This window comes from Hydrogenophaga sp. OTU3427, from assembly GCF_038440225.1.
GTDB lineage: Bacteria > Pseudomonadota > Gammaproteobacteria > Burkholderiales > Burkholderiaceae_C > Hydrogenophaga.
In genome coordinates, this window is sequence record NZ_JASATI010000005.1 from 129,064 (window position 1) to 141,421 (window position 12,358).

The window sequence follows — 12,358 nt, forward strand, 5'->3', positions numbered from 1 at the left end:
GCGTCAAGTGGCACAACCCGGGTCTGTTCGCCGCCTCTATCGGTCTGCCATCCGGCGCCAGCAGCGTATGCTCCGGCGACCTTGCTGTTCATCCATTCGAGAGTCCGTGCCAATGAAAAAATTTCAATCCCTGGGGCCTTGTGCCCTGATGTACCTGGCCTGCGCCGTGGTGCCTGCACAAGCGCAAGAGCCGCGGGCGGCGCCGGCCAACGTGGTGCAACTCAGTGCCAGCGGCAGCGTCGAGGCCGCGCAGGATTTGTTGACCCTGCGCCTGAGCACCCGGCGCGAAGCGGCGGACGCGAACACCGTTCAGACCCAACTGAAGGTGGCGCTGGACCAGGCCCTGGCCGTGGCCCGCGCACAGGCGCGTTCCGGCGCGCTGGACGTGCGCACCGGCCACATGGGCCTGTCACCGCGTTATGGCCGGGACGGACAGGTCAATGGCTGGCAGGGCAGTGCCGAGCTGGTGCTGGAGGGCACGGATTTCGCGCGCATCACGGCCACGGCGGGCAAGGTGCAGACGATGGTGGTGGCCCAGGTGGCGATGGGCCTGAGTCGCGAGGCGCAGCGCAAGCTGGAGGCCGATGCCCAGGCGTTGGGCATCGACGCCTTCAAGCGCAAGGCCGACGAGGTCGCGCGCGGTTTCGGATTTTCGGGCTACACGCTGCGCGAGGTGAGCGTGAGCGACGGTGGCCAGCCGCCCATGGTGCCCCAGCCGCGGATGATGGCGATGGAGGCCAAGTCGGCCTCGGCCGACATGGCGGTGCCGGTGGAGGCCGGCAAGGCCACCGTCAGCGTGACGGTGTCAGGGTCCATTCAGTTGAAGTGACCTGGCCGGGCAAGGGACGAGCCGGGGGCACCGCCGGGCCGGCTCTGCCGGACGGCCAGTGCCGCCCCTTGGGGGGTGACGCGCCCCAGGGCGCGGCGCGGGGGGACTTGGTTACTGCGCCGTCCAGCCGCCGTCCATGTTCCAGGCGACGCCGCGCACGTTGTTGGCCGCGGGCGAGCAGAAGAACACCGCCAGTTCGCCCAGTTCCTCGGGCGTCGTGAACTGCAGCGACGGCTCCTTCTCGCCCAGCAGCTGCCGGGTGGCGGCTTCGTTGGAGATGCCTTGTGCGGCGGCCTTGGCGTCCACCTGCTTCTGCACCAGCGGGGTGAGCACCCAGCCGGGGCAGATCGCGTTGCAGGTAACGCCGGTTGTGGCGTTCTCCAGCGCCGTGACCTTGGTCAGGCCCACGATGCCATGTTTGGCCGCGACGTAGGCCGATTTTTCGGCCGACCCCACCAGTCCGTGCACCGAGGCCACGTTGATGATGCGGCCCCAATTGGCCTTCTGCATCGCGGGCAGGGCCAGGCGGGTGGTGTGAAAGGCACTGGTCAGATTGATCGCGATGACGGCGTCCCATCGTTCGACCGGGAAGTTCTGGATGGGTGCCACGTGTTGGATGCCGGCGTTGTTGACCAGGATGTCGACCTGGCCGAACTCGGCCGCGGCGGCGGCCATCATGGCCTCGATCTCGGTCGGCTTGCTCATGTCGGCGCCATGGTAGGACACCCGCACGCCCAGCGCGGCCACCTCGCGTTGCGCGGCCTCCACGTCACCAAATCCGTTGAGCACGATGTTGGCGCCTTGGCGCGCCAGGGCCTTGGCCATGCCCAGGCCGATGCCGCTGGTGGAGCCGGTGACGAGGGCGGTCTTGTTGGCAATCATTCGGGTTCTCCAATTCCATTACGATCGAATCACAACACAAGCGCAGGTCCGCGGATTTGGCGGGTGCTGCGTTGCACCAACTTGATTATCTCCGCCGCACTTTGCCGCCATGTCCGAACCGACGTTGAAATATCTTGAAATGCCGACGCTGGCCGCGGCAGGCGGCGGGGCACGACGCCTGGCCTATTGGGACTGGGCGGGGGCAAGCACGTTGGATGCCAGCCATGCCGTGGTGTGTGTGCACGGACTGAGCCGCCAGGGCCGCGATTTCGACACCCTGGCGCGCGCGCTGGCCGGGCGGGTGAGGGTGCTGAGCGTGGACGTGGCAGGCCGGGGACACAGCGACTGGCTGGCCGACCCCATGGGCTACCAGATTCCCCAATACGGGGCGGACATCGCCACGCTGCTGCAGCATGTGCGTGCGCAGGAGGGCGTGTCCACCATCGACTGGGTGGGCACCAGCATGGGCGGCCTGATCGGTCTGGGCCTGGCCGCGCAAGCCGCCATGGGCTTGCGGCGCCTGGTGCTCAATGACGTCGGCCCGGCCGTGCGCTGGGAGGCCCTGCAGCGCATCGGCACCTACCTGGGGCTGGACCCGGTGTTCGACAGCGCCGAGGCGGCCATCGACTACCTGGGCAGCATTTCCCTGGGCTTCGGACCCCACACGCCCGAGCAATGGCGGGCCCTGAACCTGCCCATGCTGCGCTGCGATGGCGACCGTTGGCGGCTGCACTACGATCCAGCGATCGCCGTGCCCTACCGGGCCTTGATGGGGCTGGACGAGGCGCAGGGGCGCGCCGCTGCAGCGGCCGGTGAAGCGGCGCTGTGGGGACTGTACGACAACCTGCGCCTGCCCACCCTGCTGCTGCGGGGCGCCACCTCGGACCTGTTGAGCGCCGAGACCGCCCGCGACATGGGCATGCGCGGTCCCTGCGCGCGGCTCGTGACCTTTGACGGCGTGGGCCACGCGCCCACGCTGGTGGCACCCGATCAAGTGGAGACGGTGCGCCGCTTTTTGCTCGACATGCCATGAAGACTTCCCTGGGCAGTGACCTGCCCTTGCCCTCGGCCATCGTTGCGGCGACCGCCGGCAGCCTGCCCGACGAAGCGCACACGCTGCAGCGCGCGCGCGCCTTTGCCGAGCCGCTGATCGCCTTCGAGCAGCTTGACACGGGCGAGAACATCCTCGCCCACGCGGACGCGGTGTCCGACGTGCTGGCCGGCATCGGAGGTTCCGAAGCCATGCGCGCGGCGGTCTACCTGGTCTATGCCAGCCCCTACCTGAACCGCCCGCAGGAAGTCATCGCCAAGGCCTTTGGCGAGAGCCACGCCGCGCTGGCCATGGAAACCACCAAGCTGGTGCAGCTGCAGCGCCAGGCACGTGTGGCGCAGGCGGCACAGCCTGGGGTGTCGGGCAAGGCGCCGGTGTCCGAACTGGCCGCCAGCCAGACCGAAAACGTGCGCAAGATGCTGCTGGCCTTTTCGCGCGACCTGCGGGTGGTGATGCTGCGCCTGGCTTCGCGGCTGCAGACGCTGCGCCACTTCGCCTTGTGCAAACAGGTGCCTGAGCCGGCCATCGCGTCCGAGGCCCTGCACGTGTTCGCGCCGCTGGCCAACCGGCTGGGCATCTGGCAGATCAAGTGGGAGCTGGAAGACCTGGCCTTCCGTTTCCTGGAGCCCCACACCTACAAGGCCATCGCCAAGCTGCTGGACGAAAAACGCACCGAGCGCGAAGGCCATGTGGAACGCGTGCGTCAGATGCTGCAGGACGATCTGCTGGCGCAGGGCATCCACGCCTCGGTGCAGGGCCGACCCAAGCACATCTACAGCATCGTCAAGAAGATGCGTGGCAAGTCGCTGGATTTCGAGCAGGTGTTCGACATCCGTGCCTTGCGCGTGGTGGTGCCGACGGTGAGCGACTGCTACACCGCGCTGGCCTATGTGCATGCGCACTTCAGCCCGGTGCCCGAGGAATTCGACGACTACATCGGCAAGCCCAAGCCCAACGGCTACCAGTCGCTGCACACGGTGGTGCGCGACAGCCATGGCAAGGCCTTTGAAATCCAGATCCGCACCCAGGCCATGCACGACCACGCCGAGCACGGCGTGGCCGCCCACTGGGCCTACAAGGAGGCCGGGGCCAAGGGCTACGCGGGCGTGTCGGCCAGCTCGGAGTACGACGCCAAGATCGCCGTGCTGCGCCAGCTGCTGGCCTGGGAGCGCGACCTCAGCGGCGCCGCCGAAGGGCTGTTCGACGACCGCATCTACGTGCTCACGCCCGACGCCGCCATCGTCGAGCTGCCACGTGGCGCCACGCCGGTGGACTTCGCCTACACCGTGCACACCAACCTGGGCCACCGCTGCCGGGGCGCGCGGGTCGACGGTGCCATGGTCACGCTCAATACCCAGCTGCAGAGCGGCCAGACCGTCGAGATCGTGGCCGCCAAGGAGGGCGGGCCGTCGCGCGACTGGCTCAATGCCGAGCTGGGCTACCTGGTCAGCCACCGGGCCAAGAGCAAGGTGCGGGCCTGGTTCAACGCGCTCGCCATGGAGGAGACCGTGGCGCGGGGTCGCGAGGCGGTCGAGAAGCTGCTGCAGCGCGAAGGCAAGACCGCGCTCAAGTTCGACGATCTCGCCGCGGCCATGGGGCTGGATTCGGCGGCCCACCTGTTCGAGCAGGTGGGCAAGGACGAGCTGTCGCTGCGGGCGGTGGAGATGCAGCTCAAGCCGCCCGAGCCCCAGCCCGAGCCCGATGAACTGCTGCTGTTCCGCAAGAACCGCCGGGCCCAGAAGTCGCACAGCGGCGGTGTGCTGGTGGTGGGGGTGGACTCGTTGATGACGCAGCTCGCCAAGTGTTGCAAGCCCGCACCGCCCGACGACATCGGCGGCTTTGTCACGCGCGGCAAGGGGGTCAGCATTCACCGTGCCGACTGTGCCGACTTCGCGCACCTGGTGCGCAAGCACCCCGACCGCGTGATCGACGTGCAGTGGGGCGGGGCGCCCGGCGGCGAGCCGGCGGTCTACCCGGTGGACGTGGCCGTGGAAGCGCTGGACCGCCAGGGCCTGCTGCGCGACATTTCGGACGTGTTCGCCCGCGAGAAGATGAACGTGATCGGCGTGCAGACCCAGTCGGTCAAGGGCGTGGCGTGGATGACCTTCACGGTGGAGGTCACCGACGCGTTGCGCGTGTCGCGCGTGATGGCGGCGGTCGGCGATGTGGCGGGTGTGCGTGTGGTGCGTAGAAAATGACGGGGTCTTGAAGAAAGCAGAATAAAGCTGCTATACTGCGAGGCTGCGAATCGTTTGCAGGCGCGTAGCTCAGTTGGTTAGAGCACCACCTTGACATGGTGGGGGTCGTTGGTTCGAATCCAATCGCGCCTACCAAACCTTTCGGAAAACAACCTCGGCATGTCCGGGGTTTTTTTTCGTCCCGTTTTGCCTTGAAGGGGCCCCGGCGGGCGTGAAATGGCGGCGTGGGCCTTGTGCCCGTGGCGTCTTCAGGGTAAACCCATGGCGTGCGTGCCAGATGCGGTTTTTAGAATGCATGCCAACAATGGCGTTTCCCAGCCCGGCCGGACTTCGCGGGCCCTCCGGTGATGCCATGTCCCAACCAGGAGCCGACTCAGTGCAGAAATCCAAGGCCGAACCCCAGGCCGCCCGCCCGAACGGTGTTCGGGTGATCAAGAAGTACCCCAACCGGCGCCTCTACGACACCGACACCTCCTCCTACATCACGCTGGCCGAGATCAAGCAGCTGGTGATGGACGACGAGCGCTTCGTGGTGCGCGACGCCAAGACCAACGAGGACCTCACCCGCAGCATCCTGCTGCAGGTCATTCTGGAGGAAGAGACGGCGGGCGTGCCCATCTTCACCGAGCAGGTGCTCGCCAACATCATCCGCTTCTATGGCCACGCGATGCAGGACTTCATGGGCTCCTACCTGGAGAAGAACGTCCAGATATTCATGGACCTGCAGAAGAAGATGACCGAGCAGTCCAAGGTGCTGACGCCCGAACTGCTGCAGCAGTTCGTCAACGTGCAGTCGCCCATGATGCAGGGCATGATGGGCACCTACATGGAGCAGTCCAAGAACGCCTTCGTGCAGATGCAGGAGCAGTTGCAGCGCAACAGCGAGCAGATGCTGGCGGCCATGGGGCTCAAGCGCTGAGCGGGGGCTTTCTCTTTCTGTCTGATCGGGCAACCTGAGACAATTGGGGCATGAATGCCCCAATCTCCGTTTCCCCGCCCGTGGCGGCCGCCCCCAAGGTGGGTTTTGTGTCCCTGGGTTGTCCCAAGGCCCTGACCGATTCCGAACTCATCCTCACCCAGCTCAGCGCCGAGGGCTACCAGACCAGCAAGACCTTTGACGGCGCCGATCTGGTGATCGTCAACACCTGCGGCTTCATTGACGATGCGGTCAAGGAAAGCCTGGACACCATCGGCGAAGCCCTGGCCGAGAACGGCCGGGTCATCGTCACCGGCTGCCTGGGCGCGCGCCAGGGCGAGGGCGGCGGCAACATGGTGCAGAACATCCACCCGTCGGTGCTGGCCGTCACCGGTCCACACGCCACCCACGAGGTGATGGAGGCGGTGCACAAGCACCTGCCCAAGCCGCACGATCCCTTTGTCGACCTCGTGCCGGCCCAGGGCATCAAGCTCACGCCACGCCACTACGCCTACCTCAAGATCAGCGAGGGCTGCAACCACCGCTGCACCTTCTGCATCATCCCGTCCATGCGCGGCGACCTGGTGAGCCGGCCCATCGGCGATGTGCTGACCGAAGCCCGCAAGCTGTTCGAGGCCGGCGTGAAGGAATTGCTGGTGGTGAGCCAGGACACCTCGGCCTACGGCGTCGACGTGAAATACCGCACCGGTTTCTGGGATGGCAAGCCGGTCAAGACCCGCATGTTCGATCTGGTGCGCGAACTGGGCGAACTGGCCAAGGGCTTTGGCGCCTGGGTGCGCCTGCATTACGTCTATCCCTATCCCCATGTGGACGAGGTGTTGCCGCTGATGGCCGAGGGCCTGGTGCTGCCTTACCTGGACGTGCCCTTGCAGCACAGCCACCCCGACGTGCTGCGCCGCATGAAGCGACCCGCCAGCGGCGAGCGCAACCTCGAGCGTATCCAGGCCTGGCGCGACGTCTGTCCCGAACTGGTGGTGCGCAGCACCTTCATCGCCGGCTTCCCCGGCGAGACCGAAGAAGAATTTGCCCACCTGCTGGACTTTGTGCGCGAGGCCCAGATCGACCGCGCGGGCTGTTTTGCCTATTCGCCGGTGACCGGTGCCGCCGCCAACGAGCTGGCCCACCCCGTGCCCGACGCCTTGCGTGAAGAGCGTCGGGCGCGTTTCATGGCGGTGGCCGAAACCGTGTCGACGCAGCGCCTGCAGCGCCGTGTGGGGGCCACCATGCAGGTGCTGGTGGATGCCGCGCCTGGCCTGGGCAAAAAGGGTGGTGTGGGCCGCAGCTACGCCGACGCACCCGAGATCGATGGCACGGTGCGCCTGCTGCCGCCCGAGAAGATCAGCAAGACGCTGAAGGTGGGTGAGTTCACCAAGGCGCGTATCGTGGCGGCCGAAGGGCACGACCTGATCGCCTTGCCCATTTGATACGGTGTCGCCTTCAAGCGCATAACTTTGTTGGTTCGCCTCGCCGTGCTACAGCACTGTCTTTGGCTTCCCGCCTCGTTCTGCGCTTGAATGCGAAGCCGTATGAGGCATGGACCGCAAGGCCCATGAAAAAGGCCTGCGATGGTGACATCGCAGGCCTTTTGTATTTTTGGTGCCCAAGAGAGGACTCGAACCTCCACGCCTCGCAGCGCTAGTACCTGAAACTAGTGCGTCTACCAATTCCGCCACCTGGGCATCTCAGGAAGCCAGCAGTATACACCGGCTTTTGAGTGGTTTCGGATTGGATGCGTTGAATTTGATGGGCCGACAGGGGGATGTCTGTGCCTGGTTTGGCTCTGGGCGGGCGTGTTGGACGGCCCAAAAAGAAAAAAGGCCTGCAACCCGAAGTTTGCAGACCTTTCAACTTTATGATGGTGCCCAAGAGAGGACTCGAACCTCCACGCCTCTCGGCGCTAGTACCTGAAACTAGTGCGTCTACCAATTCCGCCACCTGGGCATCTCAGGAAACGACTAGTATAACACCAATAAAAACGAGTCTCCAAATACGTGAACGAAAAAAATCAAAACCATTTGCTCGCCGAAATCGAAGGCACCGTATCGGGCCACCGCGACGGCCACGGCTTCGTGGCCCGTGACGACGGGCAGCCCGACATCTATCTCCCCTCCAACGAAATGCGCGCGGTGCTGCACAAGGACCGCGTCAAGGTGCGAGTCGTGCGCTACGACCGCAAGGGCCGCCCCGAGGGCCGTGTCACCGAAATCATCGAACGTTCGCCCTCACCCCTGATCGGGCGCCTGCTGCAGGAAAGCGGCATCTGGCTGGTGGCTCCCGAGGACAAGCGTTACGGCCAGGACGTGCTGATCCCCAAGGGCGCGACCGGGTCGGCCAAGCCCGGGCAGGTGGTGGTGGTCGAGCTGACCGAGCCGCCGGCCCTGTATGGCCAGCCCGTGGGTCGCGTCAAGGAGGTGCTGGGCGAGATCGACGACCCCGGCATGGAAATCGAGATCGCGGTGCGCAAATACGGCGTGCCGCACCAGTTCTCGGACGCCGCCATGGCGGCGGCCCGGGCGCTGCCCGACAAGGTGCGCGCCAGCGACAAGAAGGACCGCATCGACCTGACCGATGTGCCCTTGGTCACCATCGATGGCGAGGACGCGCGGGACTTTGATGACGCGGTCTATTGCGAGCCGGCCAAGGTCGGCCGCGGCAAGGGCTGGCGCCTGCTGGTGGCCATCGCCGATGTGAGCCACTACGTTCAGACCGGCGGTGCCATCGACGTCGATGCCTACGACCGCGCCACGAGCGTCTACTTCCCGCGCCGGGTCATTCCCATGTTGCCCGAGAAGCTGTCCAACGGCCTGTGCTCGCTCAACCCCGACGTCGACCGCCTGTGCATGGTCTGCGACATGCTGATCAACGCCAAGGGCGAGATCCATGCCTACCAGTTCTTCCCGGCGGTGATGCACAGCCACGCGCGCTTCACCTACACCGAGGTGGCCGCCATCCTGCAGAACACCCGAGGCCCCGAGGCGCAGGCACGCAAGGCGCTGGTGCCGCAACTGGTGCACCTGCACGATGTCTATCGTGCGCTGCTGCAGGCCCGCAACGCGCGTGGCGCGGTGGACTTCGAGACCACCGAAACCCAGATCGTCTGCGACGAGTCGGGCCGCATCGAGAAGATCGTGCCCCGCACCCGCAACGACGCCCACAAGCTGATCGAGGAGGCCATGCTGGCCGCCAACGTCTGCTCCGCCGAGTTCATCGCCCAGGGCAAACAACCCGGGCTGTTCCGTGTGCACGAAGGCCCCACGCCTGAAAAGCAGGAAACCCTGCGCAACTACCTCAAGGCCATGGGTGTGCCCCACACGCTGAGCGACAACCCGTCGCCGGGCGAGTTCCAGCACATCGCGAACGCCACCAAGGAGCGGCCCGAGGCGCAGCAGATCCACACCATGCTGCTGCGTTCCATGCAGCAGGCCATCTACACGCCCAGCAACAGTGGGCACTTCGGTCTGGCCTTCGAGGCCTACACCCACTTCACCAGTCCCATCCGCCGCTACCCCGATCTGCTGGTGCATCGCGTGATCAAGGCCATCCTGGGCGGCAAGCGCTACCAGTTGCCGGCGCTGCCCACGCCGGGCGAAGCCCACGCCAAGCTCAGCAAGCGCCTGGCCGCGCGTGCCGCGCCGCCCACCGACAAGCCACGCGCCAAGCCCTCGGCCGACACGCTGGCCTGGCAGGCCGCCGGCCTGCACTGCAGCGCCAACGAACGCCGTGCCGACGAGGCCAGCCGCGACGTCGAGGCCTGGCTCAAGTGCAAGTACATGCGCGAGCACCTCGGCGAGGAGTTCAGCGGCGTGGTCTCGGCCGTCACCGGCTTTGGCCTGTTCGTCACGCTGGACGCGATGTACGTCGAGGGGCTGGTCCACATCACCGAACTGGGCGGCGAGTACTTCCGTTTCGACGAGGCGCGGCAGGAACTGCGCGGCGAGCGCACCGGCATCCGCTACCACCTGGGTTCTCGTGTGCGGGTGCAGGTCAGCCGGGTCGACCTGGACGGCCGCCGCATCGATTTCCGCCTGGTGAGCGAGGACGACGACCTGCTGTTGCGTGCCATGCGCGACAAGACCGGCGGCGATGGCCCGGCGGCAGGTGGCGGTGCCCGCAAAGGCGGCAAGGGCGGCAAATCGGGCGAGCCGCGCAAACCGCCCCAGTTGGGCGGGGGTGGCGCACAGACACGGGCCCACGCGCCCAAGGGTACGGCGCGCGTACCGGGCAAGAAGGCCGCCCGCGGCGGCCGTGGCGGCGCACCCTCCTCGCGCAAAGGCCCACGCTGACATGACGGTCCTGTTCTTTCTGCTCGACACGGTGTTTTTTGCACTGGTGGCGGCCGCGCTGCTGCGCGCGTGGATGAACACCCAGCGTGTGCGCATGACGCAGCAACCCGGCCCCTTTGTGATGGCCCTGACCAACTGGCTGGTCATGCCGCTGCGCCGTGTGTTGCCGCGCCGCTGGGCCCAGCACAACCTCGACTTTGGCAGCTTGCTGGCCGCCCTGGTCCTGGTGGCGCTGTACGCCTTGTGTTATGCACTCGTCGCGCAGGGCTTGGGCGCCTTCGGTGGTGCCACCTGGCTGGTGTGGCTGCCCCTGCTGGCGGGCAAGATGTTGCTGCGCTGCGGTTTCCAGCTGATCATGCTGCTGGCCTTTGTCTACGCCATCCTGTCCTGGGTGCAGCCCCAGGCATCGGTGCAGTATTTGCTGGCGCGGCTCATCGATCCGCTGGTGGCGCCGATACGGCGCGTCCTGCCCACCATCGGTGGGGTCGACCTGTCCTTGCTGGTGCTGATCGTGCTGATGCAGATCGGCCTGATCTGGATAGGCTGAACGGGAACATCCCCGTGCGGCCTGTGGCGGCGTCCCCGGATGGGCCGCTCCGCCCCGTGTGACGCATGTTGGGCGCCGGACGGCGCGGGCCCGCCATCAAAGACGGTGCAGGCGGCTGGCCAGCCGGTCGGCCGTCAGACTGCCATCGCGTGCTTCGTCCCAGTGGTCGGCCAGGTGGCCGTGTTGGTGCACCGCCGCGCGCACCCGGTCTGGGATCTCGGCTGTATCGGTCGCTGCGGCCAGGGCGGCGCCGAGCAAGCCGGCGAGCACGTCGCCGGTGCCCGCGGTCGCCAGGCGGGCGTTGCCGGTGGGGTTGATCACCGGCACCTGGCCCGGTGCGGCGATGACGCTGCCCGAGCCCTTCAAGACACAGACGCACTGCAGTTCATCGGCCAGGGTCTGCGCGGCCCGCAGCCGCTGCGCCTGCACCTGGGCGGTGGTGCTGCCCAGCAGCCGGGCGGCTTCCAGCGGGTGGGGCGTGATCACCGTGACCCGGCCCGTTGCCGCGCGTACGCGCACGGCCTCGCGCAGCGTACCGGACAGCGCCAGGTGGTTGAGGGCGTCGGCGTCCAGCACCAGGCTGCGGCTGTGGGCGATGACCAGCGGCAGCACCTCGGCCACCAACTGGCCACCGCCACAGCCACAGACCACGCTGGCGGCCGAGAGCGTCTCGGGGGTGAGCAGCGCCGGGCGGCGCAGCATCAGTTCGGGTGTTTGAGGGTCCCAGCGCAGCGAGTCGGGGCCGCCGGCCCCCAGCGGCACGAGGTAGACCCGGCCGGCTCCCCCCAGCAGGCTGGCGCGCGCGGCCAGCACCGCGGCCCCGGTCATGCCTGCACCGTTGTGTGCCATGTCCTGGCCGCCGACAACGACCACGTCGCCGCGGCTGCCTTTGTGGCTGCCATGGGGCAGGCGCGGTGCCGATGGCGCCCTGCCGCCCAGCCAGGCGCTGGGCGCCACCGTGGCGCCACAGCCCAGATCGTCCAGCCACACCTCGCCCGCGGCGTCCCGGCCCGATGCGGTGAACAGGCCAGGCTTGAGGGTCAACAGGCTCAGGGTGTGGCGCGGGCCGGCGGGCAGGACCGTGTGCCCGGGCCAGGCGCCGCTGTCGGGCGCCAGGCCGCTGGGCAGGTCCACACACAGCACCGGCTGGGGCGTGTGCCTCAGCCAGCGCAGCCAGCCGTCCAGCGGTGTGGCTTCGGTGGTGTCGCGCGTCTGGCCGCCCAGGCCGAACAGGGCATCGATGGCCAGGTCGGTGTCGGGTGGCGGACCGTCCACAAAACACACGCCCGCATCGCGTGCTGCCTGCAGCGCCCAGGCGGCATCCGGCGGAAGCCTGGCGAGGTCGCCCTGCCAACTCACCGCGACCCGGGCACCACTGGCCGCGGCCCACGGGGCCAACTCGCGGGCCGCCACCAGACCGTCGCCGCCGTTGTTGCCCGGTCCACACGCGATCCAGACGTGGTGGGCGTGGGGGTACAACGCACGTGCCAGGCGGGCCACCGCCACGCCGGCCCGCGCCATCAGCGTGTGGGCGGGCAGCGTGGCCAGGCCGGCGTGTTCGATCTGGCGGGTCAGCGCCGCGTTGTGCAGCGGCCAGTGGCGGTCGGGGGTGATGCGTTGGAGCATGGCGG

At 67.4% G+C, this 12,358-nt stretch carries 9 protein-coding genes and 3 tRNA genes; 8 read left to right on the plus strand and 4 right to left on the minus strand.

All coding sequences use genetic code 11. The annotated features are described in order from the left end of the window. Positions 1-112 precede the first annotated feature (112 nt). On the plus strand, positions 113-829 hold the full coding sequence (locus tag AAHB17_RS04920) for an SIMPL domain-containing protein (RefSeq protein ID WP_446719554.1): 717 nt from the start codon (positions 113-115) through the stop codon (positions 827-829). Between the two features lie 111 nt (positions 830-940). Here AAHB17_RS04920 and AAHB17_RS04925 read toward each other — a convergent pair whose 3' ends face one another. Then, positions 941-1,711, minus strand: coding sequence for a 3-hydroxybutyrate dehydrogenase (locus tag AAHB17_RS04925; RefSeq protein ID WP_342129377.1), 771 nt, complete (start codon positions 1,709-1,711; stop codon positions 941-943). Positions 1,712-1,820: 109 nt separating this feature from the next. Here AAHB17_RS04925 and AAHB17_RS04930 point away from each other — a divergent pair, with 109 nt between their 5' ends. The 5 genes from AAHB17_RS04930 (at position 1,821) to rimO (ending at position 7,321) form a co-directional block, all read left to right on the plus strand. Continuing rightward, positions 1,821-2,744 (plus strand): alpha/beta fold hydrolase, encoded by a 924-nt coding sequence (locus AAHB17_RS04930; RefSeq protein ID WP_342129378.1) that lies wholly within the window; start codon positions 1,821-1,823, stop codon positions 2,742-2,744. Next, positions 2,741-4,960 (plus strand): RelA/SpoT family protein, encoded by a 2,220-nt coding sequence (locus AAHB17_RS04935; protein ID WP_342129379.1) that lies wholly within the window; start codon positions 2,741-2,743, stop codon positions 4,958-4,960. Before AAHB17_RS04930 ends, AAHB17_RS04935 begins: the two co-directional genes overlap by 4 nt. Positions 4,961-5,018: 58 nt before the next feature. Beyond that, positions 5,019-5,095: transfer RNA gene (locus AAHB17_RS04940), tRNA-Val, on the plus strand. A gap of 217 nt (positions 5,096-5,312) precedes the next feature. Then, positions 5,313-5,879 (plus strand): polyhydroxyalkanoate synthesis repressor PhaR, encoded by a 567-nt coding sequence (phaR, locus tag AAHB17_RS04945; protein ID WP_342129380.1) that lies wholly within the window; start codon positions 5,313-5,315, stop codon positions 5,877-5,879. Positions 5,880-5,929: 50 nt separating this feature from the next. Next, on the plus strand, positions 5,930-7,321 hold the full coding sequence (gene rimO, locus AAHB17_RS04950) for a 30S ribosomal protein S12 methylthiotransferase RimO (RefSeq protein ID WP_342129381.1): 1,392 nt from the start codon (positions 5,930-5,932) through the stop codon (positions 7,319-7,321). A gap of 170 nt (positions 7,322-7,491) precedes the next feature. Here rimO and AAHB17_RS04955 read toward each other — a convergent pair. Beyond that, positions 7,492-7,576 (minus strand) — tRNA-Leu (locus AAHB17_RS04955). A 177-nt stretch (positions 7,577-7,753) separates the two neighbouring features. Further along, positions 7,754-7,838: transfer RNA gene (locus AAHB17_RS04960), tRNA-Leu, on the minus strand. Positions 7,839-7,912: 74 nt separating this feature from the next. Between AAHB17_RS04960 and rnr the strand changes: the two genes are divergently transcribed. Together rnr and AAHB17_RS04970 are read left to right on the plus strand one after the other, a co-directional pair. After that, positions 7,913-10,180, plus strand: coding sequence for a ribonuclease R (rnr, locus tag AAHB17_RS04965; protein WP_342129382.1), 2,268 nt, complete (start codon positions 7,913-7,915; stop codon positions 10,178-10,180). A gap of 1 nt (position 10,181) precedes the next feature. Further along, positions 10,182-10,727, plus strand: coding sequence for a YggT family protein (locus tag AAHB17_RS04970; RefSeq protein ID WP_342129383.1), 546 nt, complete (start codon positions 10,182-10,184; stop codon positions 10,725-10,727). 96 nt (positions 10,728-10,823) lie between these two features. Here AAHB17_RS04970 and AAHB17_RS04975 read toward each other — a convergent pair whose 3' ends face one another. After that, positions 10,824-12,353 carry an NAD(P)H-hydrate dehydratase gene (locus AAHB17_RS04975; RefSeq protein ID WP_342129384.1) on the minus strand — a complete coding sequence of 510 codons (1,530 nt, stop codon included), beginning with the start codon at positions 12,351-12,353 and terminating at the stop codon, positions 10,824-10,826. Positions 12,354-12,358: the final 5 nt, after the last annotated feature.

Coding starts and splice junctions, on each gene's coding strand:
- AAHB17_RS04975 (WP_342129384.1), bottom strand. CDS start 12,353: ATGCTCCAACGCATCACCCCCGACCGCCACTGGCCGCTGCACAACGCG.
- AAHB17_RS04930 (WP_342129378.1), top strand. CDS start 1,821: ATGTCCGAACCGACGTTGAAATATCTTGAAATGCCGACGCTGGCCGCG.
- AAHB17_RS04935 (WP_342129379.1), top strand. CDS start 2,741: ATGAAGACTTCCCTGGGCAGTGACCTGCCCTTGCCCTCGGCCATCGTT.
- phaR (WP_342129380.1), top strand. CDS start 5,313: ATGTCCCAACCAGGAGCCGACTCAGTGCAGAAATCCAAGGCCGAACCC.
- rimO (WP_342129381.1), top strand. CDS start 5,930: ATGAATGCCCCAATCTCCGTTTCCCCGCCCGTGGCGGCCGCCCCCAAG.
- AAHB17_RS04970 (WP_342129383.1), top strand. CDS start 10,182: ATGACGGTCCTGTTCTTTCTGCTCGACACGGTGTTTTTTGCACTGGTG.
- AAHB17_RS04925 (WP_342129377.1), bottom strand. CDS start 1,711: ATGATTGCCAACAAGACCGCCCTCGTCACCGGCTCCACCAGCGGCATC.
- AAHB17_RS04920 (WP_446719554.1), top strand. CDS start 113: ATGAAAAAATTTCAATCCCTGGGGCCTTGTGCCCTGATGTACCTGGCC.